Origin of the sequence: Vibrio sp. bablab_jr001 (assembly GCF_016464285.1) — a bacterium.
Taxonomy (GTDB): Bacteria; Pseudomonadota; Gammaproteobacteria; order Enterobacterales; family Vibrionaceae; genus Vibrio; species Vibrio fluvialis.
The window spans coordinates 512,126-537,732 of record NZ_JACDWZ010000046.1 but is presented as its reverse complement, the minus strand read 5'-3'; the positions used below and the strand labels follow the sequence as shown (position 1 = coordinate 537,732).

General features: G+C 51.9%; 22 protein-coding genes. 4 read left to right on the top strand and 18 right to left on the bottom strand.

The features are described from left to right. The 11 genes from JIG40_RS09755 to JIG40_RS09705 form a co-directional block, all read right to left on the bottom strand. Positions 1-1,212, bottom strand: coding sequence for a glycosyltransferase family 4 protein (locus JIG40_RS09755; protein ID WP_199465253.1), 1,212 nt, complete (start codon positions 1,210-1,212; stop codon positions 1-3). Continuing rightward, positions 1,212-2,207: a glycosyltransferase gene (locus tag JIG40_RS09750; RefSeq protein WP_199465252.1), complete on the bottom strand. Its 996-nt coding sequence runs from the start codon at positions 2,205-2,207 to the stop codon at positions 1,212-1,214. The genes JIG40_RS09755 and JIG40_RS09750 overlap by 1 nt, the downstream gene beginning before the upstream one ends. After that, complete coding sequence (locus tag JIG40_RS09745; RefSeq protein ID WP_199465251.1) at positions 2,200-3,579, bottom strand: capsular biosynthesis protein; 1,380 nt, start codon at positions 3,577-3,579, stop codon at positions 2,200-2,202. The genes JIG40_RS09750 and JIG40_RS09745 overlap by 8 nt, the downstream gene beginning before the upstream one ends. Next, entirely contained in the window at positions 3,569-4,804 is a 1,236-nt protein-coding gene (locus JIG40_RS09740) for a capsular biosynthesis protein (protein ID WP_199465250.1), read from the bottom strand. The genes JIG40_RS09745 and JIG40_RS09740 overlap by 11 nt, the downstream gene beginning before the upstream one ends. 4 nt (positions 4,805-4,808) lie before the next feature. After that, positions 4,809-6,953 carry a polysaccharide biosynthesis tyrosine autokinase gene (locus JIG40_RS09735; protein ID WP_199465249.1) on the bottom strand — a complete coding sequence of 715 codons (2,145 nt, stop codon included), beginning with the start codon at positions 6,951-6,953 and terminating at the stop codon, positions 4,809-4,811. A gap of 1 nt (position 6,954) precedes the next feature. Then, positions 6,955-7,527: a polysaccharide biosynthesis/export family protein gene (locus JIG40_RS09730; protein WP_055452974.1), complete on the bottom strand. Its 573-nt coding sequence runs from the start codon at positions 7,525-7,527 to the stop codon at positions 6,955-6,957. Further along, a complete protein-coding gene (locus tag JIG40_RS09725; RefSeq protein WP_199465248.1) occupies positions 7,528-8,814 on the bottom strand; it encodes an outer membrane beta-barrel protein in 1,287 nt (428 codons plus the stop codon). It lies immediately after the preceding gene. After that, positions 8,798-10,213: an undecaprenyl-phosphate glucose phosphotransferase gene (locus tag JIG40_RS09720; protein WP_158143342.1), complete on the bottom strand. Its 1,416-nt coding sequence runs from the start codon at positions 10,211-10,213 to the stop codon at positions 8,798-8,800. Before JIG40_RS09720 ends, JIG40_RS09725 begins: the two co-directional genes overlap by 17 nt. 237 nt (positions 10,214-10,450) lie before the next feature. Then, a complete protein-coding gene (locus tag JIG40_RS09715; RefSeq protein ID WP_199465247.1) occupies positions 10,451-13,603 on the bottom strand; it encodes a multidrug efflux RND transporter permease subunit in 3,153 nt (1,050 codons plus the stop codon). A gap of 9 nt (positions 13,604-13,612) precedes the next feature. Then, complete coding sequence (locus tag JIG40_RS09710; protein WP_038157468.1) at positions 13,613-14,734, bottom strand: efflux RND transporter periplasmic adaptor subunit; 1,122 nt, start codon at positions 14,732-14,734, stop codon at positions 13,613-13,615. A gap of 175 nt (positions 14,735-14,909) precedes the next feature. Further along, positions 14,910-16,001: a ketoacyl-ACP synthase III gene (locus JIG40_RS09705; RefSeq protein WP_199465246.1), complete on the bottom strand. Its 1,092-nt coding sequence runs from the start codon at positions 15,999-16,001 to the stop codon at positions 14,910-14,912. A 278-nt stretch (positions 16,002-16,279) separates the two neighbouring features. Between JIG40_RS09705 and trxC the strand changes: the two genes are divergently transcribed. Both trxC and JIG40_RS09695 read left to right on the top strand, forming a co-directional pair. Beyond that, positions 16,280-16,714 carry a thioredoxin TrxC gene (gene trxC / locus JIG40_RS09700; RefSeq protein WP_020329216.1) on the top strand — a complete coding sequence of 145 codons (435 nt, stop codon included), beginning with the start codon at positions 16,280-16,282 and terminating at the stop codon, positions 16,712-16,714. 197 nt (positions 16,715-16,911) lie between these two features. Next, positions 16,912-18,066, top strand: coding sequence for an MFS transporter (locus JIG40_RS09695; RefSeq protein WP_020329215.1), 1,155 nt, complete (start codon positions 16,912-16,914; stop codon positions 18,064-18,066). 47 nt (positions 18,067-18,113) lie between these two features. Here JIG40_RS09695 and JIG40_RS09690 read toward each other — a convergent pair whose 3' ends face one another. Then, a complete protein-coding gene (locus tag JIG40_RS09690; RefSeq protein WP_020329214.1) occupies positions 18,114-18,509 on the bottom strand; it encodes a nitrous oxide-stimulated promoter family protein in 396 nt (131 codons plus the stop codon). Positions 18,510-18,614: 105 nt separating this feature from the next. Here JIG40_RS09690 and JIG40_RS09685 point away from each other — a divergent pair, with 105 nt between their 5' ends. Further along, positions 18,615-18,794 carry a DUF2986 domain-containing protein gene (locus tag JIG40_RS09685; RefSeq protein ID WP_025715383.1) on the top strand — a complete coding sequence of 60 codons (180 nt, stop codon included), beginning with the start codon at positions 18,615-18,617 and terminating at the stop codon, positions 18,792-18,794. Here JIG40_RS09685 and JIG40_RS09680 read toward each other — a convergent pair. Continuing rightward, the gene (locus tag JIG40_RS09680) at positions 18,783-19,256 is read right to left on the bottom strand and encodes an NYN domain-containing protein (RefSeq protein WP_020329212.1); all 474 of its coding nucleotides are present in this window, start codon (positions 19,254-19,256) and stop codon (positions 18,783-18,785) included. The genes JIG40_RS09685 and JIG40_RS09680 overlap by 12 nt on opposite strands. Positions 19,257-19,454: 198 nt before the next feature. Between JIG40_RS09680 and JIG40_RS09675 the strand changes: the two genes are divergently transcribed. Next, the gene (locus tag JIG40_RS09675; RefSeq protein ID WP_024374671.1) at positions 19,455-19,892 is read left to right on the top strand and encodes a DUF4174 domain-containing protein; all 438 of its coding nucleotides are present in this window, start codon (positions 19,455-19,457) and stop codon (positions 19,890-19,892) included. On the opposite strand, the gene cobA is transcribed toward JIG40_RS09675, so the two are convergent. The 5 genes from cobA to JIG40_RS09650 all read right to left on the bottom strand — a co-directional run bounded on the left by cobA (position 19,893) and on the right by JIG40_RS09650 (position 25,519). Next, on the bottom strand, positions 19,893-20,651 hold the full coding sequence (gene cobA / locus JIG40_RS09670) for a uroporphyrinogen-III C-methyltransferase (RefSeq protein WP_199465245.1): 759 nt from the start codon (positions 20,649-20,651) through the stop codon (positions 19,893-19,895). A gap of 162 nt (positions 20,652-20,813) precedes the next feature. Next, the gene (locus JIG40_RS09665) at positions 20,814-21,662 is read right to left on the bottom strand and encodes a formate/nitrite transporter family protein (RefSeq protein ID WP_199465244.1); all 849 of its coding nucleotides are present in this window, start codon (positions 21,660-21,662) and stop codon (positions 20,814-20,816) included. A 149-nt stretch (positions 21,663-21,811) separates the two neighbouring features. Further along, entirely contained in the window at positions 21,812-22,135 is a 324-nt protein-coding gene (nirD, locus tag JIG40_RS09660; RefSeq protein WP_024374673.1) for a nitrite reductase small subunit NirD, read from the bottom strand. Between the two features lie 13 nt (positions 22,136-22,148). After that, complete coding sequence (gene nirB / locus JIG40_RS09655) at positions 22,149-24,710, bottom strand: nitrite reductase large subunit NirB (RefSeq protein ID WP_199465243.1); 2,562 nt, start codon at positions 24,708-24,710, stop codon at positions 22,149-22,151. Positions 24,711-24,985: 275 nt separating this feature from the next. Beyond that, on the bottom strand, positions 24,986-25,519 hold the full coding sequence (locus tag JIG40_RS09650) for a hypothetical protein (RefSeq protein ID WP_020432181.1): 534 nt from the start codon (positions 25,517-25,519) through the stop codon (positions 24,986-24,988). Positions 25,520-25,607 lie beyond the last annotated feature (88 nt).

Sequence of the window (25,607 nt, the reverse complement as noted above, 5' to 3'; positions counted from 1 at the left end):
TTAAGCCGCCTCACTGACGAGTTGCTGATACAAATCTAATAAACGTTGTTCGTGAGTGGTCAGCGAGTATTTATTCAGCAGTCGTTGACGTGCATGAAATCCCATCTCAACCGCCGCCTCTTTTTGTGTGGCGAACTCGTCCATTACACTCGCCAGAGAATCCGGGTTACCTGCTTCAAACAAGCGGCCTTCCACGCCGTCCCGCACCTGTTCCGGAATACCGCCGATATTGGCCCCGATGACAGGTTTACCATACGCCATTGCCTCCAGTACCGACATCGAACAGTTTTCATAACACTCCGAGGGCACAATGACCGCGCTGGCCTGCTTGATCAGTGCGTGCAGGGCATCGCCGCTTTGAAAACCCAGGAAATCAATGTCGCTGTGTTCCGCTTTTAATGGCTCATACAACGGGCCGTCCCCTACCACTTTCAGTGGCATTCGCTTGTGCGACTGTTGATAAGCTGAGGCGAGTGTTGCCACACCTTTTTCCTGACTCAAACGACCAAGATAGAGAAAATAACCATCATCGCGACAACCCGTCGCATCGACGTGTTCATCAATCCCATTGACGATCACATCAATGCGGTTGTTCGGCAGTTTCTGACGAATGATATTGGCCAGAAATTCACTCGGCGACACAATCACATCCAGCGCTTGGTAGTTACCAGCCAGTGACTGATACACCGCCTCCAGCGACAATAACGCGCTCTTAAACAGTGAACCTTGCTGACAACGGTAGCGACACGCATTCCACACCGAGCCATGCAGACATGCTTCGCAGGTATGACCGTCGCGGTACATGGTGTAACTCGGGCAGGCAATTTTGGTATCGTGCGCGGTGAGCACCGTTTTGCAGCCAAGAGACTTGGCGACTTTGATGATCGATGGCGTCAGCTGATGATAAATGTTGTGGAAATGCACCACATCCGGCCGCTCCTGTTCAATCAGGATGCGGATTTTCCGGCATGCTTCGCGATTGTGAATGAAATCCAGAGCCGTGCGTACGCTGCTCATCAAACCATGACCGTCGTAATAATCAACGTTCGATACGAAAAAATCCTGATACGCTGAGGCGAAATTCTTCTCATGCTGCATTGAGAAATCGACGATCACCGCTCCGGATTTCATCAGCATTTCGCGTTCCTGAAAAAAGACCGTTTCCGCGCCGCCTTTCATGAAGAAAAATTTATTGACCAACAACACTTTCATCACTCTTCTCCTCGAATGACGCGATTCTCCGGCGCTGTCGCCGGATCTTTTAACGCTGCGCCCAAACCACGAATCAGGCCTGCGGCAAACACGCTCAGGTTAATCACACTTTGCGCAGCGTCGCGCAGCGAGCGGTTTTTTACCACTTTCAGCGTAAAGAAGGCAGCCAGTGGCAGTAGCGCCAAGCCAAACCAACTCCACGGTAAAAACAGCAGCGCAAACGCCACGCCGAGCAGATAGAGCGCAAAGATCAGTTCGTTCTTCACGGTGCTGACGGCTTGAGCAAAATGCGGTTTACCCCACGATGTTTTGAGCAATTCGCCGGAAGCACACAGGTAGCGGCTTCGCCAGCGATGACGCAACAAGGCAAACGTCGACATCACATACGAGGTGTGATGGAAATACGGCACATCAAGCCTGCGCAGTTTGAAACCCGCTTGGTGCAGGCGCATCCCCAGCTCCGCTTCTTCATAAGCGTGCAGGTTGCGATTGGTCAGGTAGCCAATATGATCAATCGCCGACTTGCGGTACAAACCACCGCCCGCCAGATGATGACAATCACCCAACGGATAAATCTGATGCAGACGTTGTTTACGTGACTTAAATTCGTAGCTCACCGCATCGTCCATCTCCACCATTCCGGCCACGCCAGCGTAGTCTTGATGGGTGTGTAAAAACTCAATCCCTTTCTCGATGAAGCCTGGTGCCAGCTGCATGTCACCATCCAACAGCAGCAGAAACTCCCCCTGCGCGTGCAGATAACCAAGCTGGTGCCCGACGCCACAACAGCGCTCCTCTCCATGGATCAACGACACCACCACCGCCCCAAGTTCTAGGGCTATTTTCTGGGTGTTGTCACTCGACAGGCTGTCGGCGACCAAAATTTCATGCGGATAGGCATGGAGGTTGTCACGAATACTATGAATGGTCTTCGCAATTCCCTCTTCTTCGTTGTAAGTCTTGATAATGACGGAGACGGTAGGCATTTCACTCATAAGAACGCTCTCCCAGTGTGAGTACAGATTTGCGGATCACCAACGCTGCACCCAGAGAAAAGAAAAACATAAACTGCATCATCGGCACCAACATCAGAATCTGGCTGTAAGGAATGCTCATCAGCCCCGCCAGACCAAACGCGATATACGCAGGCTGGTAGGCCACCAGTCGAATGTCAGCCACATCCATGTCGGAGGCATGCAGGCGAGGTTGGGGAATCGCTACCCAAATCACCATACACACCACCAACAGATACAAGAACGTGCCGATCAGGCCAATTTCCCACAACAACATGCTCATAGAGGTCGAATCCAGCAGCACATTAAACACATCGTTGAGGAAACCGGGGGCGACCGAACTTCCATGGTTGGTGGCATTCAGGCCATAACCAAACAACATGCTTGGCAGCCCGTACAAGCCGCTGTTTTTCAGCCAGAAAAACACGGTGGTCATGCGGCCAAGTTCGCCATTTTCCATGATGAAGTTGGGGTCAAAAATGTATTCCATCGATTCGATGAAAATTTCAAACGCGCCTTTGTTGGGATCGGTACCGAACGCAGACGAATAGGATGAAGCCAGCGCAAAGACGGCGAGCAGCAGCAAAGCCACCGAACCGCCAATCATGATCAGAATAATCTTGGCGTTGTAGCGTTTCATCCCGTGCATAAAGCTCGGCACAAACCAGACAAACGCCAGCAAAATGGGCGCGATCAGGATAACGAATTTCACCTCGCCCAGAATGCACATGATGAAAGCAGCAATCACATGAAACGCGGTACTGGTTTTGCTCGCCACGCCGTGACGATACTCCGACACTTTCAGTAGCATAATGAGCAAGCAGAACAGACCCAGCGCTGCGGTATTACCACCGCCCATCGGGTCACCACCAAACGTGCCGACCACCGAGTCCCACATCTCAAACTCGCCTTTCATCGCCACGCGTTTGGGAACCACAACCAGCAGTTGATACAGCATCACGGGAAATTGAGCGTAGAAGATCCAGTACATAGCGCGAGTCAAACGATAGATCTGCGACTCACGGCAGAAGCCGAGCAACAGACAAAACAGCACCAGCGCAATCGCCAGTTCGTTTTTCAAACCGACAATGGTGACCACCACACCGTTTTGCAGCAGCGTTGAGACTGTCGCCATCGCAAAGAAGGCGACAAACACCACGGCAATCACCCGTTCGCGGTTATCGAGTCCGAATGGCGCGTAGCGGGTTTGCAGCAGCATCAGGATCAACATTGCACACGCCAGGACAAACGGCAGCCAGAGCACGGCGCCCACCCCGGTGAAATACTGCACCATGCCGCAGACAACCAACGTCATCCACAAATAAACCTGCATGTAGAGACCGTTATTGAGCATGGGTCTCCCCCACTGATTCGCGCATCAGGCGAGCTCGCTGATTCACTTTGAGGTAGATAAAGCCGTAACGCAGCGCCGACAATACCGCAAAGGCCAGCACTGACATGCCGTAGTCTGGGTAGAAATAAGGCAGCACAACAAACGCCAGTATCACGGCTGCCAACTGCTCGATCTGAATGCGCAAAAAGTAGCGCGGTGAACCAAACACCAGCTCAATCACCGTCAGCGGACACACCGCTAACGCCGGAAACAAATATGGCAGCATGTAGCGTGACGTGGGAACCGACTCAACCCATTCGCGGCTGACCCAGTGCTGCGCATAGGCAAATTCCATCACCAGCGGATAGAAGATGAACACGCCCGCAGTTGCGACTAGGCCAAGCACAAACAGCAGTTTGCGGACTTTGACAAATTCCGGGTAGTTAAAGCGCTGATGGCGAAAATCAATCGACCACTTTGAGAAAATCGAATTGCGAACCGCATTGCCGACAATCACGACAGGAGCCAGACAAAAGCGGCTGACGACCGCAAAGTAGCCCGCTGTCACGGACGAAAACCAAAAGTTGATCAGCACCATCGGCAGATTGTTGTTGGCCATCGCCAACACTTCAGCGCTGCCCACTTTGGAAATATGGTGATGGTTGGCGCGATAAAAATGGCGGAGATTTGTCCATGAAACATGACTCCAGCGCAATTGTTTGAGCGGGGTCGAGTAACACAGCCACAGGATGATTAACCCAAATGCAATCGTCGCCCACGCCCAGTAGAACCACAGCGCGGAGTGAGACAGCGCAATCATGGAAATCACCACCACCGACATCGAAATGCGTTGCAAAGCCAGCAGCGCCATTTTCTCATCGCGCATCAGCAAGTTTTCCGACACCAACACCCAAGCGTGCACCACCGTCAGCAGATAAAACAGGCCAAACGGCTTATCGAACAGCACCACAACGGCCGCCGTAAAAGGTAACGCCACAATCAGGCTTTGCAGCAGGCAAAACACTATGTTCTGCACCATCCAATCATCCGACTGTTTCGGTAACAACAGTTGAGAGGCGAACGTGCACACCTGCGCTCCAATCAGAACAATGCTGTAGGTGAGCGCGTAAACACCGACCTCGCCCATGCCGTAGCGATGAGAGATCAGCCACAGCGATACGGCGCCAATCACCTGCGATAGGACTGACGAACCGGCAATGGTTGAGATGCTTCTGAGCAGGCTCATGGGCTTACTCCACCGCAGCGAACGTCGTGAAACTTCCTTGCGTGATAAAGCGTTTGCTCTCCTCGCTTTGCAGATTTTCCGCATTCACCTGGTTCAGCACGCCGCCCACCACGTGAATGTTGTCACCGTGCAGCTTACGCAAATCGTTCACCATCTCCGGTGCCTGACGTTGCTCAGCACGCACCACCACCAGAACCGTATCCAAAGCTTGCGCAGCCAACTGGCTGTCTTTGCTGTCGCTCAGCGCAGGCAGATTGACGATCACGCAATCGTAGCGTTCTTTCAAAACGTGCATCAGTTCGGCATAACGTTCATTGGCAAACAGCACCAGTGGGGAATGCAGCCATACGCCGCGCGGCAAAAAGTCACACTGGGTTGCCAGCGGCTGAATCAGAGTATCCAGTGACTGCTCCGTTTCGATCCACTGCGCCACACCGTTAGGTTCAGGTTGTGGGTGGTCAATCACGCTGAATGACAGCGCACCGCTACCACGATAATCAAGATCCACCAGCAACGTGCGTTCGTTCTGACTCCAGGCTTTAGCCAGCAGTTGTGCCAGCAATGAGGCTCCTTCCTGCACTGTGGTTGCCATTACACCCACCACACGGGCCTGTGGCGCCGCCAGCCGCACCGCCGTTTTCAGCCCGAGAATGGTTTCCATCGCATAAGGATTGGATTCGATCAGGCTGACTAACTGCTCGCGCGGCTCTTCGCCTTCAAAGCGTGGAATATCCGCCAGTGGCTTCAGCCCCAGTTTGGATTGCATCTGGCTCAACATGTAAATTTTACGATCCAATGCGGCGCGAATGATCAGATAGAGAATGCACAGCGCGGGCGTCAGAATCGCCACCATTGCCAGCAGCAAGGCTTTGTTTGGTTTTTGCGGGCGCTCAGCTGCCGCAGCCGGGTCATACAACACCGCATCGGCTTCACGATATTGCGACGTCAGGCTTTGCTCTTTGCTGCGCAGGAATAGCTGACGATACAAATCTTCTGTTTTATCCAGATCAGTTTTCAGGCTCTCGTAGTGGTCACGTTTCGCCACCAACGTTTTGAAATCGTCTTTTTGAACTTTCGCCAGGGCTTTGTAACGGTTCTCTTTCGCGAGATCTGTCTGGTACTGCTTGAGCAGACCTTCTTTCAGCTCCTGCAGTAATGAACGGGTTTGCGCTTCAATCGCATGAATCTGTGCTTTGGCTTCCAATACCTTGTTGTGTTTTGGCCCGTAACGCAGTTCGAGATCCGCCAGATTGCGTTTGGCCTGAATCAGCGCAATACGCAGATCCTGCATTTGTGGATGAGCAGACACTTCCGGCATCGACGCAATATCTTCAATCGGCGCGTTCAGGTTGCGAGCAACGATTTCGTACTGCGCCTGCGACGCTAAACGGCGCTCTTTGGCATCCGCCAGTTTGTTGGTAACAATGCCCAGCTCTTCAGTTTCATAACCATCAATCCCGCGGAATGTCAGCAGCCCCTCTTTATCCAGAAACTGCTCCATTTCCTGCTTCTTCACCGCAATCTGTTGACGCAGATCTTTCATCTGCTCTTCGTTCCAACGCTGCGCAGCTTCGGTTTTCTCGACTTTCTTATCTACGGTGTAGTCGATGAAAGCTTGCGAGACGCCATTCGCCACTCTTGCCGCTTCCTGAGGATCTTTGGATTCAAAAGAGACATACACCAACTGAGTCTGACGCACTTCGGTAAACGTGATGTTCTGGCGCAGCATCTTAAGCGCTTTTTCCATGCGCTCCTGTTCAGACAGCGTCCACTCCGGATGGGATTCGCTCAGCGGCTTATCGCCGTTATAACGCGCATCTTCACCCAGTTTTAAGGTTTTGATCGCACGCTCAAGGATCACACGCGACTGCATGAGGTTGTATTGAGTGTCGTAGTAGCGACCGCGCGTTGAATCATAGCCGTCGACCTGCTGAATCGGGGTCGCATTGTCTTCTTGCGCTTTGATCAGCACCGCAGCCGTTGAGACGTATTTCGAACTGATCGACATGACCAGCGGTACGCAAGCTCCGGTGACCAGAACCGTCGCCAGAACCACTTTCCATCCATGTTTTTTAAGCGATTTCACCAGCGGCGCAAAATCAATGCTGCTTTCCATTTTCGTGCCGCTTTCTACCATTCTTACTGACATATTAGAAAAAACTCTGTTCGACGATGATGGTGTCACCGGGTTGGATAAGATGCGTTAATTCAACTTTTTTGAGCAGTTCATTGGTTGCTGAAACGCGAATATTGATGTCTTTACGATCGGCGCGATCAGTAAAGCCACCCGCGAGCGCCACCGCTTGCTCAACCGTTAAATGAGGCTGATATTCGTAACCATTCGGTTGCTGAACTTCACCCGTGACGTAAATTTTGCGAAATTCCGCCAGATTTACGGTCACCATCGGGTTAAGCAGGTAGTCGCCGCGCAAACGGGTTTCGATTTCCGTTTCGACTTCAGTCGGTGTTCTGCCAGCCAGCTTGACTTCACCGATGTAAGGGAAGTTCACCACACCCGCCTTGGCGATTTTCAGCTTCATCGACATATCCGGTTCACCGTGTACGATGATGTCGATCATGTCACCGGTTCCCAGGTGATAATCTTCCACCTGCTGCGACTGAACGTCACCGCCTGGCGCAGTGGGTTGTGGCGAATCAGCCGCCGATACCGGCATCGCCACCAGCCAAATAAAGCTCAACCATGCAATAATTAACGCGCGCATCTAAATCTGTACCTTTAATAACAACTGAATCAAGGATTGTTCGTAACCCAAATAGCGAGTGAACGTCTCCCCTGGTTGGTTTCCATACCGAATGACATCATCGGTGTTGGATGTCATGTCGCTCCACTGATAATTCAACTCAACGCGAATTGAAGGGCGGAAATCGTAACCGATGGCAACCTTAGCCACCTGCGTTTTGTCATAACGATCATTGTTCGGAATACGGTAATCATCGGTTTGATAGCCATAATCCAGCGTGGTAGAGAAACGATCCACCCACCAATAATGTGTCCACGCGAGGCCATATTTACCTTCCAGGACATAGCCCCCTTCTTGTTCGGGATCCTTCACTTTTTGCCAGGTGTAGAGTGTAAACTCGGAATGCTTGACTGGCTTCCAGTTTGCTTCGAGATCCCAGTTAAAGCCCTTAAAATCCTCGGCATTCTCATCATTGGGAAACTCTTTGTACAACAAAGCGACATTCCCCTCGACGGTCGTTTTTCCCGTACGCTCACTTTTTAAACCGAACAGCAGATAATATTCATTGCTACGCTTATTTTCCGCTTCATCGTAGTAACGACGGTTGGTAATGAAACTATAGCGAAAACGGCTCTTGCTGCTGTACTGGTCAAATAAATCAACCACTAAACTGTCTTCCCGCCACTCTTGCTCCAGCAGGTATTCATAAAACGACGCCGATGCTTGCTCGAACGCGTCGGTATCACGAAAGCGCAAAGTTTTGCTCTGTAGCATCACTTCCAACTTGCCGCGACCTTCCGGCGCGCCGTAGCTGTAGCGCAAACTGGTATCAAGCAACGAGTTCTTCAAGCCACCTTCGCTAAAGCCAAACTGCTTGAATTCGGCGTCATCAAAGCCTTCCGACATATCCTGACCACGTTTTTCCTGACCAAAGGTTTGCGAAAGGTTAAAAGTCAGGCCGTGCATGCGCCCAAACCGCCACGCGGTATCCAGCATCATAAAGTGGCGGTCGTAGTCGTCAGCGGACGAATCTTCGTAGCGTCGATATTCGCCGCTGTACATCAGCACATAACGGTCTTCGCCCCGCTCCCCGATGGCTTTCAGTGTCGGAGTCAGCGTCCAGAAATTGGAATCGATGGCCGCATCTGAGTCACGTTGATAGGTCACGTTGTCATCGTGACCGTAGTCCACGCCGAGTTGGCTTTGAAAATCGATTCCCGCGATACCAATATGCGACTTCGGGGTCAATTCTGCGTGTGCCGTCGGAGCCAGCACCGCGATGATTAATGCACTAGTAAGCTGTCTCACTCACAAAGCCTTTGAAAACGGTCAGAAAAATAATTTTGATATCGAGCCACAAACTCCAATTCTGCATGTACTGGATGTCGTAACGAATGCGTTTGTCCATTTTGTCGACGGTCTCCGTTTCACCGCGATAACCGTTGATCTGCGCCCAGCCGGTAATTCCAGGTTTAATTTTATGGCGAATCATGTAGTTATCGACAAGTTTACGGTATTGCTCGTTATGTGCGACGGCATGCGGACGTGGACCAACGATGGACATTGAGCCTTGCAATACATTGATAAACTGCGGCAGTTCATCCAGTGACGTACGGCGAATAAAGGCGCCGAACTTGGTCACGCGCGGATCATTTTTCGTCGCCTGCGTGACTACCGCGTCGTTTTCCATCACTTTCATCGAACGAAACTTCCACACTTTGATTTTTTTGCCGCCCAAACCATAACGGTCTTGCTTAAACAGCACCGGGCCTGGCGAGCTCAATTTGACCCCGATGGCCACCGCCAGCAGCACGGGTGAGATCAACAGCGCAATCATAGAGCCGATAATGATGTCTTCAACGCGTTTAACAAACTTGCCCACGCCATCAAACGGCGAACTGAAAATACTGAAGGTTTGCACCCCACCCACTTCTTTCAACTGGGAAACGCTGAGGTTGTAGGTGTAGAGATCAGGGACCAGAAAGGTATCGACCGTGCTGTCTGACAATTCATCCAGATAGTGGCGAATACGATCGCGCGCCACCATTGGCAAGGCGATATAGACTTCATCAATGCCATCCTCTTTCGCCAGTTGGATTAACGGCTCCACTTTGCCTTTCATTGGTGAGCGAATCGGATAAGGGAAACGGTTTTCATCACGATCATCGTAAAAAGTGATTTCAAGATCTTGCGGACGGTGCGCACGCATCAGCGCTTGCTCAATCGTGAGGCCACCGGGCGTTAAACCGATGATCGCCACCCGGCGTTTTTTGTTCATCGCTTTACGCACGCCACGCACTGCCGCAATGGTTGCGCAGCGCACACTGAACATCAGAGCCAACAAAATCACATACCATTGCAAAAACACCGCATTGTTCAAATTGGTGATGGTATAACCTTCCAAGTTTTTGAAGGTAAATTTCACCAGTTGCATCGCTAACGCCGCAACGACCAGCGTGTACAACAGGCGAATGAAGGAGCGGCGAATACGGCTAAAAGTGGTATGCGAATAGAGACGCAGGTATTCACCTGCCAAAAGAAACAGAACCGAAAACAGAAAAGCGGCCGTGGCGTCGATCGCGGTCTCTTTGGCGCCAATCCAACGAATAAGCACGGTCAAACTGAGATTGATGATCAGGAAATCGACGATTTTAAGTAATGTGGCGTAACCGTCGTCCGCCAATTGCAACGCTTTTCTAGAAGTCATGGATGGATCGCCTAGTCAGAGAAAATACTGCAAGCACAATCAGTAAGTTGCAGTTAAGCATAACTATAGTTGATATGTGACTGTCGTGCTCCTGCAACAAATCCTGGCGTCCATCCTCAAATCACGTTGAATAGGTTAGAAGATTCTTTGAAAGAGAAATGTCAATTTTTCGTCAGGAAACGTGTCAAAAACACTACTACTGATAACCTCAATAGTAGTGTTTTGATCTCGCGCAATTTAGTCTTCGTCAATGTCCACTAAACGCGTACTGCCGCCATGAATTTTTTCTCGCTGGCGTTGCACCAGCGCGTAAAATCCGGGAATTAAGAAGGTGCCTGCGAGTAACACACACAGCAAACCGCCCACCAGCGAAATCCCCAGCGAGTTTTGACTCACATGCCCTGCCCCTGAGGCAAAAATCAGCGGGAAGATACCCAGAATGAATGACCATGACGTCATGTTCACCGCGCGAAAACGCAGCTTACCACCATCGATCGCCGCCTGATCAATCGGCAGATTCTTCTCCTCGCGCTCCATCTTGGCAAACTCCACAATCAGGATCGCGTTCTTCGCCGCCAACGCGATGAGCAGCACCAGACCAATCTGTGCGTACAGGTTGAGTGCCGTTCCGGTGATGGTCAGCGCCATATAGGAACCGAGTGTGGCGACTGGCACCACCAGAATGATCGCCAGCGGAATACTCCAGCTCTCATATTGCGCCACCATGAACAGGTAGATAAAGATCAGCGCGAGCGCAAAGGCGTAAATGGCCTGATTACCAGCCAGAATTTCCTGATACGCCATTCCCGTCCATTCATATTGGTAGCCTTGCGGTAAGACCTGAGCGGCGACCCGTTCCATCGCAGCCAACGCATCACCACTGGAATAACCCGGAGCAGGCTGACCTTGAATGATGGCACTGCGGTACATGTTGTAACGCCACGCCACATCCGGCTCAAACACTTCGCTGTAGCTGACCAGGGTGCTGAGCGGAATCATATCTCCGCTCACCGAGCGCACATGAAAATGCTTCAGGTCTGCCATCGAATTACGATGTTCGCTGTCGGCTTGCATGGTCACTCGGAAGTTTTTGCCAAACATAGTGAAGTCATTGACGTACATCGAACCCAGGTTGCCTTGCAGCGTCTGGAAGATATCAGACAGTGAAATTCCCAGTTGCTTGGCTTTCTCGCGATCGATATCCACGTAATAGTGCGGCACGTTGGCGCGGAAGGTACTGAACGCATAGGCAATCTCAGGTTGCTGCATCGCAGTGCGGATGACGTCATCCATCACCATCGCCAAATCAGTGCGGCTGCGGCCGAGTGCGTCTTCCAGCACAAATTCAAAACCTGAAGCGGCACCCATACCTGGTACGGCCGGCGGACCCATCGCAAACACGATCGCCTGCGGCAGCGTTTGTGCAGCGCGGCCATTGATGCGCATTGCAATCGCATTGGCAGAGTGATCGCCCGCCAGCGCACGTCGCGTTTCCCAATCATGCAGTTTAATAAACAATGAAGCGCCGTTTGAAGCCGCCGCCCCTGTCATAAACGAGTAACCATTGGCAACCGTGACACCATCAACGCCCGGCTCTTTCTCCACCATCGCCACCAGTTGCGCGGTGGTTTCTTCAGTACGCGACAGCGACGCCGAGTCTGGTAACTGAACATTGACCAGCAGAATGCCTTTGTCTTCCTGCGGCACAAAGGCCGTTGAGGTGTTGTTCGCCATCCAACTGACGGCACTGACTGCCAACACAAAGAACATCACCAGCATCAGACTTTTCTTAACCAGAATTCCGGCAATCTGACCGTAACTATGGGTGACTTTTTCCAGTCCACGGTTAAAGGCTTTAAACCAACGAGCCGTATTGTCACCGCCCTGTTTCAACACCAGTGAACACAGTGCCGGCGAAAGCGTTAAGGCATTGACAGACGAGATCACCACCGAAATACAAATGGTCAGCGCGAACTGTCGATACATGATGCCGGTGATGCCCGGCAACATCGCGACAGGCAGGAATACCGCCAACAGCACCAGCGTTGAGGTAATGATGGGCCCCGTGACTTCTTTCATCGCCATCAACGTTGCTTTACGCGGGCTGAGCGTCGGATCCTTCGCCATGGTGGTATCGACGTTCTCGATCACCAGAATCGCGTCATCCACCACGATACCAATCGCCAGAATCAGACCAAACAGCGTCACCGTGTTGATGGTAAAACCGGTCATCAGCATCACGGCAAACGTACCAATCAGCGACACCGGGATCGCCACCACAGGAATCAGCGTCGAGCGGAAACTGCCCAGGAACAGATACGTCACAGCAATCACCAGCAGAATCGCTTCCACCAGCGTTTTCACCACACCTTTGATCGATTCGGCAACAAACAGTGTCGTGTCATAGCTGGTCTCGTAAACCATATCCTGCGGGAAGTTGGTGCTGAGATTGTCCAGCATATCCATCACCGCCTGACCGCTCTCGAGCGCATTCGCATCCGATTGCAGCGACAAAGCCACAATTGAGGCGTCGCGGCCACGGAATTTACCGTTCCCATCGTAGAACTTTTTACCCAGTTCCAGACGTGCCACGTCTTTCAGGTAGACACTGGAACCGTCGTTATTGGCACGCAGTACCACGTTCTCAAATTCTTGAACGGATTCGAGCCGGCCTTTGGTCACCAGGTTAAACTGCACGTCCTGAGCCGCGTGGTATGGCGCAGCACCAATACGGCCAGCCGCCACCTGCACGTTCTGTTCAGCCAGCGCGGCATATATATCCGTGGTGGTCAGTTTCAGGCTGGCCATCTTCTTCGGATCCAGCCACACACGCATCGCATATTCACCGCCACCAATCACGTTCACTTCACTGATGCCTTTAACGCGCGCCAGCTGATCTTTGACGTTTAGGTTGATGTAGTTGGTCAGGAACTGATCGTCATAGCGCCCGTCCGGCGAATAGAAATTGAGCACCATCAGAATATCCGGCGAACGCTTTTTCACCGTCACCCCAACCATGCGAACTTCTTGCGGCAGCTTGGATTCAATCTGCGCCACGCGGTTTTGTACGTTGACCTGTGCCATATCCGGATCGGTGCCGACATCAAATGTCACCGTCAGGTTGTAAGAACCGTCATTGGCACTTTTCGACGACATGTAGATCATGTTTTCAACGCCGTTGACCGAAGTTTCTATCGGATCCGCAACCGCTTGTTCGACAACCTCAGCGCTTGCGCCGGTATAAAAAGCGGTCACACTCACTGAAGGCGGGCTGATTTTGGGATATTCCGCCACCGGCAGGACAGACAAAGCGATGGCGCCCGCCAGTGTCAGAATGATGGAGATCACCAGCGCGAATTTGGGGCGCTGAATAAAGAAACGACTGAGCATAACGTCCCCTTACTCTTGTGTGGCGGCTTGCGGGCGCACGGTCAGACCATTGCGCACGCGTTGCAGACCTTGCGTAATGATCACATCCTCGGTACTCAGCCCTTCCAGAATGACCACTCCCTGCGGCAGTTGCGTGCCCAGTTCGACATTGCGGCGTTCGGCAATATCACCGTCGGTCAGCACCATCACATAGTGACCTTCCAGATCCATCTGCACCGCTTTACGTGGCACGACCACCACATCGCTTGCTTGTTTACTGCGTAGCATCACTTTGACATGCTGACCGGGTAACAGACGATGCTCCGGGTTCGGCACCAGTGCGCGCATCGCAATTGTCCCGGTGTTGACGTCAATGCGGTTACTGAGAAAATCGAGCTTGCCCAGTTGCGGGTACGCCTCGCCATTTTCGAGAATAATTTGTACTTCAACCCCGTTCGCTTCGCTGCTGCCATCACCTTTGACTTTGTCGATATCAAACGTCAGGCGTTCACGTTCGCTGACGCTGAAACGGGTATGAATTGGATCGAGGCTGACCAGCGTTGTCAGCACGCCGGTCGACGGTGACAACAAATCCCCCTGACTGACCTTACTGCTGCTGATACGGCCGGTAAATGGCGCGCGAATTTCGGTATAGGAGAGATTGACCTGAGCCAGATTCAGCTGTGCCTTTGCGGCTTCCACCGCCGCTTCTGCGCCAAGCAGATTGGCGTTCAACGTATCAAATTCGGATTGAGAAATGCTGCCACGCGGCAACAGCGTTTGTGCACGTTTGAAATCCATATCGGCCTTTTTTAACCCGGCCTGAGCCTGCGCCAAGGAGGCTTTGGCACTGGCGACCTGAGCCAAAAATGAAGAGGGTTCGATGCTGTACAGCAACTGACCTTGTTGGACAATCTGGCCTTCTGCAAAGTGGCGCGCTTGCAAATAACCGGTTACCTGAGCGGTGATGGCAGTATCTTCCATCGCTTCAGCGCGGCCTATGTAGGTGGTACTCGGCTGATAGGCCAATACTTCCACAGGCTTGGTCACCACCAATGGCGAATTCGCCTGAGCAGCTTTGGGGTTCGAATCCTGACAACCGGCCAAAAGGATAACCGCCGTCATGGCAGTAAAGAGTGTGCGTTTTTTCATGACAAACCATTTCATCGATCTTGATGGGTGCAATCTATGGAATCGTTTGTGAAGAAATGTCCGAGAATTATCAGGGAAGTCAGGGCAATTGTATCAGTCTGTAAGTTCTGAAAACGGCGTGTAAAAGACGATAAAAAGGAGCGATGTACGCTCCTTTTTTAATAACCTGCTTGTATTATTCCGCCGCATTGTGGCGTTTGCATTGCTCAATCGCATTTTCAAGCAATTGCAATGCGGTGTGGTCACTGGCTGGCAAGGCAGCGTCGCTGGTCGCCACTGGTGTGACACGTTGACCCCACTTGATGTGGCCTGCGCCCCAGGTTAAACCCGCGCCGAACGCCGCCAGCAGCAAGTTATCGCCCGGTTTCACTTTGCCTTGTTCCAGCGCTTCACACAGCGCGATAGGCACTGTCGCAGCAGAGGTATTGCCGTAATTCTGAATATTCACAAACGCTTTGCTTTGATCGATACCTGACAGGTCACACAACGTTTGAATAATGCGGATGTTGGCCTGATGCGGGATCACCACATCAATGTCATCTTTGCTCAGGCCACTACGCGCCAGTACCTGCTGCGCTGCTGCGCCCATGCCTTTCACCGCGCGTTTAAAGATCTCTTTGCCGACAAAATCAAACGACCAGTAACCGTTCTCTTCATCAAAACGATCCATCGCGGTACCAAATTTCGGCACCGCCAGAATATCGCGTCCAGCCGCATCACAGCCGATTTGCGCATCCTGTAGCCCCACCTGAGCTTCCGTGCGGCTCAATACAGCGGCACCTGCGCCATCACCGAACAGCACAGCGGTATCGCGTTTCGTCCAGTCAAGGTAGAACGAAAGGCGCTCAGCACCGATTACCAGCGCGTGGCGGTAGTTGCTTGCCTGAATCAGGCGGGTCGCGGTTTCCAGACCGTAAACAAAGCCGGTACAGGCGGCATTGAGGTCAAACGCCGCAGCCGCCGTAATCCCTAAGTTCTGCTGAACTTTAGAGGCAATGTTTGGGATCAGGGAATCGGGTGAACAGGTGGCCACAATGATGAGGTCGATGTCATTAGCGTCAAGGCCAGCACAAGCCAGCGCATGTTTTGCAGCCACGGTAGCAAGATCAGAGGTGTTGACGTGACTGATACGGCGATTTTCAATCCCGGTACGAGTGCGAATCCACTCGTCATTGGTGTCAAGAAACGTACCCAGATCGTCATTGGAGAGCGTCGCTGGTGGCAGGCATTTGCCCCAACCAGTAATTTCGGCATAAAACTTGGTCATTGTAATCCTGTTTTTTTGTTGTCGTTATCTATTGTAATCGCGCAACCTGCCCCCACATTTCGCTGTAGAGAGAGCGATAATAAGCAGGCGAACTGCGACCTTTACAGCATCACGCGGTGAGGAAACCGACAGTTCAACGAACGTTTATATTACGCAATGGCCGAAATTATACGCTGATTTTCCCCTTAACGTTAAGGGGTATGCCCCACAACTTGCCTATGCACATCCGCACAGCGTAAGAAAGTGAGCCTAACCCAGCGCCAGATTGAGAGAAAGTGATGACCACATTTAACACCCGCTGCCCGTCATGCCACGGGCTAAACCGTGTACCGACCGAACGAATCTCCGAAAGCCCGAACTGCGGTAAATGCCAGGCATCTCTTTTAGACGGAGCACCGATAGAAGGAACGGACGCGAACTTTGAGGCATTGTTGCAAAGCACTCAACCTGTAGTGGTCGATTTCTGGGCTCCGTGGTGTAACCCTTGCGTCGGCTTTGCGCCTATTTTCAGTGATGTGGCGGAAGAGCGTAAAGGCCAGGTTCGCTTCGTGAAAATCGATACCGAAAGTCAGCAGAATCTGGCAGCAAAATTTCAGATTCGCAGCATTCCAACCATTATGGTGTTCAAAAACGGTCAAAGAGTGGATGTGATCAATGGCGCGCTGCCAAAATCCCAGTTCGATCAATGGCTCAACCAAGCGTTAAATAAGTAAGCCTGTCATAAAAACAGACAATAAAGTTGGCATTATTTGCTGGATTATGCCAACTTAACCCCTCATTTCACTGCTTAGCCGATTGATAAATTTTGTTAATCGTCAAGACCATAATTTTTCGTTTTACCTTTCCATTCTTTAGTTCCATATTCGCGGCGAATTTCCCCCTGTTCTGCATCTAATTTCGAGGCTACGCCGTGAGTACGTCCGCTGTTCCTGCGCAACGCATTTCAGTGCCAGTTATTGCTTTGGCGCTGTACGCGATCGCGTCTGGCTATCTGATGAGCCTGATCCCGCTCATGCTTTCTCATTATGGACTAGAAGAATCGTTGGCCAGTTGGCTGGCGAGTGTGTTCTATGCAGGTTTACTGCTGGGCGCGATGATCATGGAACCGTTCGTTAACCGTCTGGGTCACCGGATGGCATTTATTTGGTGTTTAGCCATTCTGCTACTGTCGATTATTGCGCTGCCATCACTGCCTTACGCCTCGGCGTGGCTGATCACGCGCTTTATTGCGGGTGTTGCTGTTGCGGGTGTTTTTGTGGTGGTGGAATCTTGGCTGCTACACGGAGATGAAACCGGCCGGGCGAAACGTCTGGGCATTTACATGGCGTCACTGTACGGCGGCACTGCTGTCGGTCAACTGGGCATTGGCGTGCTCGGTGTTTCAGGTGGCGTACCATTTATTGCCATCACTACCCTACTGCTACTGGCTTCTGTTGTGCTGATTTACGGCGAATCGGATCAGCCGCCATCGCAACACTCTGAAAGTTTGTCGTGGAAGCAGATGGCCAAACTGAGCCATGCGGCCATTATCGGTTGCTTGGTATCTGGCCTGACGCTGGGCGCGATTTACGGCCTGATGCCAGTAGAGCTTTCGACTCGCGGTATCAGCAATACCCATATCGGCACCTTGATGGCGTTGGTTATTCTGGGCGCGATGGCGGTACAACCTATGGTGCCTTGGCTGTCTAAATTTATGGGTCGTAAGCTGCTGATGGCGATGTTCTGCTTGATTGGCGCAGGCGCAACCGCGATGCCGCTGATTTACTCCGGCATTAACATGCTGGCAGCGGGCCTGTTTGTGCTTGGCATGGCGACATTCGCCATTTACCCTATTGCGATTAACCTTGGCTGCGACAAACTGGACGCAAGTTACATTGTGTCTGCCACGCAAGTCATGCTGTTCAGTTACAGCATCGGTTCCGTCGCAGGCCCGGTTCTGGCTGACTGGTTTATGCAAGGCACGCAAGGCCTGTTGGGCTACCTGTTTGTGACGCTGCTGGCGACGTGTATCTACATGTTGCTGTCGAGCGTAAAAACCAAACGCGAATGGGTGGCGGGCGAATAACGCCAACGCATCGAATACGGAAAAGGCAAGCTTCGGCTTGCCTTTATTCATTTCAGCTGTTGACGCTGATGACGATTGGACTGGTTCGCCGGAGGCTTGGCCGGAATCGGGCGGCGTTCATGCAGCAAGTGACGAATCGCCAGAATCGGATGATGCAATAACATACGCGGGCCAGCATAACGCATCACCAGACGCATCTGCTCTTTGGGCTCGGGTTTATAGCAATGAATCGGACAGCGGTTGCAGGTTGGCTTGTGCTGACCATAGGGACAGCGATCCAGGCGCACTTCAGCGTAATTTTGTAGCGCGCGACACGCTTCGCAGAGTCCATCCTCGCCTTTGATCTCACTTGGATGATGCGCTTTGCAGTATATCTGCAGCATGCCGTGCACCGTTTTAAACTCTGTCAGCAATGCGTTGGTTAGTAGCGATGACAATGCCATTTACCCACCTTTTAAACCGATAGAAAACCTCGCGCGCAGCTGTTGAGCTTAAGGCTGAAAACAAGTAAGCTCCGCACCTCGCAACCTTGACTCCCAGAGCCAGAGATGAACCGTAAAAAGAGAATCAACCAAATTTTAAAAACGAAGCTGAAAAAGCAAAACGCTAAGCTGCACAACAGCAACAAGCCTCGTTATATTTCCAAAGCTGAACGCGCCAAGATGGAAGCGGAACAAGCGGCCGCAGAAGCAAGCACAGATGAGAGTGTCACTCCGTCAGAGGAGTAACGCTCCTTCAATCGTGACGTAGCGATTGGCGGCGTCAACCAAACTTTTCGCCGTCAATCCAGGCACACCATACACTTCAACCTGCTTGCCGTATTTATCCTGAATGCGCTTGGCCAGAATATCGAAATCCCCGTCACCAGACACCAGCACCACCGTATCCACTTCCGGCGCCAGCTCGATGGCATCTAAAGTAATGCCCACATCCCAGTCGCCTTTAGCACTGCCATCGGAACGTTGAATATAGGGTTTCAGCATCACTTCAAAGCCGATACCACGCAAAATGTGGTGGAACTGACGTTGACGGCTGTCGTTGGACGCAATCGCATACGCATTGGCTTTAACGACCCGGCGATCTTTGGTCACCTGCTGCCAGAAATGGTTATAGTTAAAATGTTGCTGATAGCGTTCTTTGCAGGTGTAGTACACGTTCTGAACGTCCACCAAAATGGCGATAGTTTCCATAATCTTCGTCTGTGTTGCTCGGGATTGTGAACTCTGGCTCCAATGGAATCGTAAGAGTAACAATGCCTCGATGTCTTTAGGGCTTGGAGTGTGCGACCTTACCACACTATGAACCTCAAAAGCGAAAGACGGCGCAAAATCAAAAACGATGACAACGTCATGGCCAAGGAATCTGAGCACAGAGCCACAGGAGGGCGTATGAGAAGGATTTTACTGGCACTCTGCCTAAGCTGCCTGCCGCTGATTGCGTCAGCGTATCCGCTCTATGCCCACTCTTGGTCACATCGCAGCGTGCTCTACTTTGCCCCGACTCAGGATGAGTATGTGCGTCAGTTTTTATTGGAAACCCTGATGCATGAGTGCGAGCTGGATGAGCGTGACGTTGTCACCATTATCATTACCGAAGATGGTTACAGTTACCCTGCCTGGCTCAAAGATGAATTCGATCTGCGTGACGTATTGATGGCCTATGGCGTGCCTGCGGGCAGCCACACTGCGGTGCTGGTCGGCAAAGATGGTGAAGAAAAGCTGCGGTGGGGTAAAACCACCGACTGGATAAAAGTGAAAGACACCATCGATGCCATGCCGATGCGCCAGCATGAGATGCAGCGGCAAATCAGCCGCTGCCAAATCTGATCACTCGTTAAACCATTTGAGCTTGTTGTGCAGGCTGGTCACACTACCTACCACAATCAGCGCCGGGCTCTCTGCCTGCTGCGCCAACTGTGGCAGCGTAGCCAGTTCTCCAGTCAGGACACGTTGCTGCGTTGTGGTGCCACGTTCAATGATGGCACAAGCCGTTTCACCGCTTAGCCCTGCGTTAAGCAGCTTTTCAGTAATGTGCGGGCTCTGTTTCAAACCCATGTAAAACACCAAGGTTTGGTTGCTTTGCGCCAGACATTGCCAATTGATGGGTTGACCATCTTTTTGCAAATGACCGGTAATGAACTGCACACTTTGCGCGTGATCGCGATGCGTCAGCGGAATACCTGCGTAGGACGTCGCCCCTGCCGCCGCAGTAATACCCGGTACCACTTCATACGCAATCTGGTTTTCAGCCAGCACTTCGAGCTCTTCACCGCCACGACCAAAGATAAATGAATCGCCGCCTTTCAGACGCACCACATGCTTTCCTTCGCGCGCTTTATCGACCAAAATCTGGTTGATTTGGTCCTGCGGCACGCAGTGAAAATCGAGTTGCTTGCCCACATAAATACGTTCTGCGTTTTGCGGGGCTAAATCCAGAATCGCTTGAGAAACCAAACGGTCATACACCAGCACTTGCGCCTGCTGAATCACGCGCAGACCTTTTACCGTCAGCAGATCCGGATCGCCCGGTCCGGCGCCAACCAAAGAAACAAAGCCAGAGTGTTGAGAAGTGGGATAAGTAGTCATAGCAACGCCAATCCATTCAAATTTGAGTATAAAAAGTCACCCTTTGCGCCATCGGCCGCTGAATGATGACTTGTTATCGTCAAACCTAAGTTGTGCTTTCCTAGCTGCGGGTTTACAGCAATTGAGGGAAAGGCTCCGCTTTAGCGCGGAGCCTCAGCGCGATTATTTCGTGCTCAACACAGGTTGCGCGTCAACACGTTGCTCAGCATCCAGCGCAGGTGCTGTTTTTGCGTGAGTCAGGTATAGCGGAATGGCCGTAAACAGCAGACCACCAACGATGTTACCCAGAATGGTTGGGATCAGGTTGAAGTTCAACCAGGTTGCGATACCAAAATCAGCGCCCAGCATCATACCCAGAGGGAACAGGAACATGTTCACCACCGCGTGTTCAAACACCAACGCGAAGAAGATGAAGATTGGCAGCCACATCGCGGCAATTTTTCCCGCGACACTGCGTGCGGTCATGTTACCAATCACACCCAGACACACCATCAGGTTACACAGAATACCGCGTACAAAACAGGTGATCCAACCGTCTGCGCCCAGATTTTCAAACCCGACCGTACGAGCAGTGGCCACTTTAATGAAAGTTTGACCGACGGCGTTAGGTTCTACACTGAAGTTCATGGTCAGAGAGAGCGCAATCAAAGCCGCTACAATCAGGGAACCGATCAGGTTACCCAACCCCACCAGACCCCAGCAGCGCAGCACGCGTCCCCAAGTTACGCCCGGACGGTTGTCCAGTTTCGCCAGCGGCGCCAGGCCAAATACGCCAGTCACCAGGTCATAACCCATCAGGCTCAGAATACAAAAGCCCACCGGGAAGACCAGCGCGCCCACCAGGCCAATGCCCGTTTGCGTGATGGCAGTAATCGCTACCACAACCGCCAATGAGAGAATGATCCCTGCCATCGTACCGCGCAAAATCAAGTCGCGAGTTGACGTTTTGATTTTCGCTTCGCCAACGTCAACCATGGTTTGAACAAATTCGACTGGTTTTAATGCAGACATAAGTGTGTCCCTATCTAAAAGTGAAATTTAAAAGTGAAGATTGAATAGAGAAAGGCATCGAAAACATCGCTATGAACGGGGGTTGATGCGTTAAGAAACCTTTGTCTATTGAATCTGCATCCCTCCTCCGCAGAGGAGGGATTGCCTGATTACGCTGCGATTTCAACGTTACCGTTCACCACTTGGGCGCGGTACGCTTTTACACTAAAACGCTCATCTTCCAGACACAGGCCCGTGCTCAGATTAAAGCGCTGCTTCTTCAGCGGGCTTGCCACCCACAGCTCGCCTTGATGTTCACAAATCAAGCCGCGAGACAGCACATTGGACTGAAAGTACGGGTCGGTATTGCTGATCGCCAGCACCTCTTCGGCATTAGTCGGACGAAAGACCGCAACCTGCTCGCCATTCACCAGCGCACAAACGCCGGTGCCTGGAATGATGTCGTTGATGTGACAGATTTTTTCAAAAGACATAATCCACCTTCCCTTATGCTTCAGTCGCCGCGACGTGCAGAATGTCGCCTTTCGCTTGCGGATGTTTTTCAGTAAATGTCGCCGGACGATGCTGCGCACGCTCTGGTACAAACACCACGTTGTCATCACGCAGGTCTGAGTTGATAAAGTGCGCGAAACGCGTCAGTTGCGATTCATCGTTGATCGTCGCAGTCCACTCACATTCGTACTCGGCGACCAGTTTGGCGACATCGGCTTCAAGCTGGTCGTTGATGCCCAGTTTGTCGTCCACAATCACTTCGCGCAGGTAGTCTACGCCACCGTCCAGATTGTCCATCCAGACTGAGGTGCGTTGCAGCGGCGCCGCCGTGCGAATGTAGAACATCATGAAACGGTCGATATATTTGATCAGTGTTTCACGGTCAAGATCGCTTGCCAGCAAATCTGCGTGACGTGGTTTCATGCCGCCGTTACCACACACGTACATGTTCCAGCCGGCGTCAGTGGCGATGATGCCCAGATCTTTGCCCTGTGCTTCCGCACACTCACGCGTACAACCCGACACACCAAACTTCATCTTGTGTGGTGTACGAATGCCTTTGTAGCGATTCTCAATAAATGCCCCTAAACCAACGGAGTCTTGCACGCCGTAACGACACCAAGTCGAACCGACACAAGTTTTCGCCATGCGCAGTGCTTTGGCATAGGCTTGCCCGGTTTCAAATCCGGCTTCAATCAGTTTGCGCCAGATGGCTGGCAGGTCATCTTTCTGCGCACCGAACAGGCCGATACGCTGCGCGCCAGTCACTTTGGTGTACAGGTTGTACTCTTCCGCTACAGCCGCGAGTGCACCCAAGGCTTGCGGCGTCACTTCACCACCCGCCATACGAGGGATGACCGAGTAAGTGCCATCTTTTTGAATGTTGCCAAGGAAGTTGTCGTTGGTGTCGTGCAGCTTCACCAGTTGTGGTTTCAGAATGTGCTCACCCCAGCAAGAGGCCAGGATTGAACCCACCAGCGGTTTACACACTTCACAGCCATAACCTTGGCCGTGTTTTTCCAGCAGTTCATCAAAAGTTTTGATCTCTTCGATGCGAATCAGGTGGAACAGCTCTTGGCGCGAATAAGCAAAGTGGCCACACACATCGTTCTTCACTTCGATGCCTGATTTCGCCAGTTCCGCATTCAGTACTGAAGTCACCAGAGGAATACAGCCACCACAACCGGTGCCAGCACCTGTCGCCGCTTTAACTTCCGCCAGGGTATGACAACCATTGGCCACCGCTTGTGCGATTTTGCCTTTGGTGACATCGAAACAAGAGCAGATCACCGCACTTTCCGGCAGCGCGTCGGCGCCCAGAGCCGGTTTCTCTGCGCCGGCATGCGCGGGCAGAATCAGTGTATCCGGATGTTTTGGCAGCTCAATTTCGTTGAGCATCAGTTGCAGCAGGTCGCCGTAGTCAGAGGTGTCGCCCACCAGCACAGCACCCAGCAGCTTTTTGCCGTCCTCAGACACGATGATGCGCTTGTACACTTCCTCTTCTTCGTTCTGGTAAACGTAGCTTTTACAATTTGGTGTGCGGCCATTGGCATCGCCGATTGAGCCCACTTTCACGCCTAACAATTTCAGTTTGGCGCTCATGTCTGCGCCTTCAAAACGGCTGTCGTTGCCGACGATGTGATCCACCGCGACGGTCGCCATTTTGTAACCCGGTGCGACAAGACCGAAGAATTTCTCGTTCCACGACGCACATTCGCCAATGGCGTAGATATCCGGATCCGAGGTTTGGCAATGATCGTTGATGGCGATACCACCACGCGGCGCGATGTCCAGCCCCATTTGACGCGCCAGCTTGTCTTGCGGACGAATACCAGTTGAGAACACGATGAAATCCACTTCCAGCTCAGAGCCGTCGGCAAACTTCATGGTGTTGCGCGCCGTGGTGCCTTGCGCCACGATTTCTTGCGTGTTTTTGCTGGTGTGCACCTGAACGCCCATGCGCTCAATTTTGTTACGCAGTTGCAGGCCGCCTTGCAGATCCAGCTGCTCAGCCATCAACACAGGCGCAAATTCAATCACGTGGGTTTGCACGCCGAGTGCTTTCAGCGCGCCAGCCGCTTCAAGGCCAAGCAGACCACCGCCGACCACCACGCCGCTCTTGCTCTTCTTCGCACACGCTTCGATTTCTTTGAGATCTTCAATGGTACGGTAAACGAAACAGTCTTTGCCTTCGTTACCTTTGATTGGTGGTACGAACGGATAAGAACCTGTCGCCAGAATCAGTTTGTCGTATTGGACTTCACGGCCAGCACTGGAGTAGACCGTGCGCTGCTCGCGGTTGATGTTGATCGCACGTTCACCAATGTGGACTTTGATGCCGTGCTTTTCGTAGAAACCCGTTTTAACCAGCGACAGTTCTTCCGCGGTATGGTGGGAAAAATAGGAGGAAAGGTGCACACGGTCATAAGCGACGCGCGGCTCCTCACAGAAAACAGTGACGTCGAGTTCAGACGCATCCATCTTCTCCACGAGATCTTCGATATAGCGATGGCCGACCATGCCGTTACCGATGATCACTAGCTTCAACTTGCTCATACGGATTCCTAGATAATTGTCATATTTCGTTAAGCAAGATTGTTAATTATGAAAGAAAATGAATTCATGATGTAAATCAATTACAAAATCAAACTACCCTAAAGGGGTAGAAACGCCATTAACAACCGATTAACAGCCTACCCATGGCGTGGAATGTAGAAAACCTCCGACAAATTGGCGGGTTCGACCTTAAATATTTACCAAACTGAAAGTATCAGACAAAAAAATAGGCTACCCGAAGGTAGCCCATCACTCCCTGAACCCGGAGTGGCCAATCATGGCTTAGTTTTGTTTCCAACCGGAATCATGATGTGAGCATATGGGGTATCTTTCCACATCACGTAAGGGCCGCCGTTATAAGGGTCAGTACTGATCCCCTCCAGCAGTGCCCGAGGCACCACAATCATAATGTGCGGACCTTCTTCGACCCAGACTCCGCCGTCGTTAGGGTCGGTTGCTGCCGGGCTCTCATTGCTGACCAGCGCATCGCCTTGCAGCATGTATGAGAAGCCTACTTTATCGGTTTCAAACGGTTTACCTTCCGCGGCTGCCTGAAGTAATGCCGTCCAAACCGGGTCATTACACATGGGGTGCGCATCACCTTCCATCACAGGAATGCCGGGCATACAATGCCAGTGGCTACTGCCTTTGCGCAGCACCGTGCCGTCTGTGTCCATAATCGTTGCCGTTGAACTCAGATCGGTGTGCGCCGCGCTTTCCGCGCGCATCACTTTTTCTTCTTCCATAGAAGCGGTGGCGAATGTCGCAACCACTGCCAGAGCGCAAGCCGATAAACAAATTAGTCTCATCGGATTTCCTCCTCACTCGCTTTACATCTGTAAACATAAGCACTATTGATAAATCTATTGGTGAGAATTTGATGAGATTTCGATGGGA

Excerpts from the sequence above, each read along its gene's own strand:
- JIG40_RS09755 (WP_199465253.1), bottom strand. The coding sequence starts at position 1,212 with ATGAAAGTGTTGTTGGTCAATAAATTTTTCTTCATGAAAGGCGGCGCG.
- JIG40_RS09750 (WP_199465252.1), bottom strand. The coding sequence starts at position 2,207 with ATGAGTGAAATGCCTACCGTCTCCGTCATTATCAAGACTTACAACGAA.
- JIG40_RS09745 (WP_199465251.1), bottom strand. The coding sequence starts at position 3,579 with ATGCTCAATAACGGTCTCTACATGCAGGTTTATTTGTGGATGACGTTG.
- JIG40_RS09740 (WP_199465250.1), bottom strand. The coding sequence starts at position 4,804 with ATGAGCCTGCTCAGAAGCATCTCAACCATTGCCGGTTCGTCAGTCCTA.
- JIG40_RS09735 (WP_199465249.1), bottom strand. The coding sequence starts at position 6,953 with ATGTCAGTAAGAATGGTAGAAAGCGGCACGAAAATGGAAAGCAGCATT.
- JIG40_RS09730 (WP_055452974.1), bottom strand. The coding sequence starts at position 7,527 with ATGCGCGCGTTAATTATTGCATGGTTGAGCTTTATTTGGCTGGTGGCG.
- JIG40_RS09720 (WP_158143342.1), bottom strand. The coding sequence starts at position 10,213 with ATGACTTCTAGAAAAGCGTTGCAATTGGCGGACGACGGTTACGCCACA.
- JIG40_RS09715 (WP_199465247.1), bottom strand. The coding sequence starts at position 13,603 with ATGCTCAGTCGTTTCTTTATTCAGCGCCCCAAATTCGCGCTGGTGATC.
- JIG40_RS09710 (WP_038157468.1), bottom strand. The coding sequence starts at position 14,734 with ATGAAAAAACGCACACTCTTTACTGCCATGACGGCGGTTATCCTTTTG.
- JIG40_RS09705 (WP_199465246.1), bottom strand. The coding sequence starts at position 16,001 with ATGACCAAGTTTTATGCCGAAATTACTGGTTGGGGCAAATGCCTGCCA.
- trxC (WP_020329216.1), top strand. The coding sequence starts at position 16,280 with ATGACCACATTTAACACCCGCTGCCCGTCATGCCACGGGCTAAACCGT.
- JIG40_RS09690 (WP_020329214.1), bottom strand. The coding sequence starts at position 18,509 with ATGGCATTGTCATCGCTACTAACCAACGCATTGCTGACAGAGTTTAAA.
- JIG40_RS09685 (WP_025715383.1), top strand. The coding sequence starts at position 18,615 with ATGAACCGTAAAAAGAGAATCAACCAAATTTTAAAAACGAAGCTGAAA.
- JIG40_RS09680 (WP_020329212.1), bottom strand. The coding sequence starts at position 19,256 with ATGGAAACTATCGCCATTTTGGTGGACGTTCAGAACGTGTACTACACC.
- JIG40_RS09675 (WP_024374671.1), top strand. The coding sequence starts at position 19,455 with ATGAGAAGGATTTTACTGGCACTCTGCCTAAGCTGCCTGCCGCTGATT.
- cobA (WP_199465245.1), bottom strand. The coding sequence starts at position 20,651 with ATGACTACTTATCCCACTTCTCAACACTCTGGCTTTGTTTCTTTGGTT.
- JIG40_RS09665 (WP_199465244.1), bottom strand. The coding sequence starts at position 21,662 with ATGTCTGCATTAAAACCAGTCGAATTTGTTCAAACCATGGTTGACGTT.
- nirD (WP_024374673.1), bottom strand. The coding sequence starts at position 22,135 with ATGTCTTTTGAAAAAATCTGTCACATCAACGACATCATTCCAGGCACC.
- nirB (WP_199465243.1), bottom strand. The coding sequence starts at position 24,710 with ATGAGCAAGTTGAAGCTAGTGATCATCGGTAACGGCATGGTCGGCCAT.
- JIG40_RS09650 (WP_020432181.1), bottom strand. The coding sequence starts at position 25,519 with ATGAGACTAATTTGTTTATCGGCTTGCGCTCTGGCAGTGGTTGCGACA.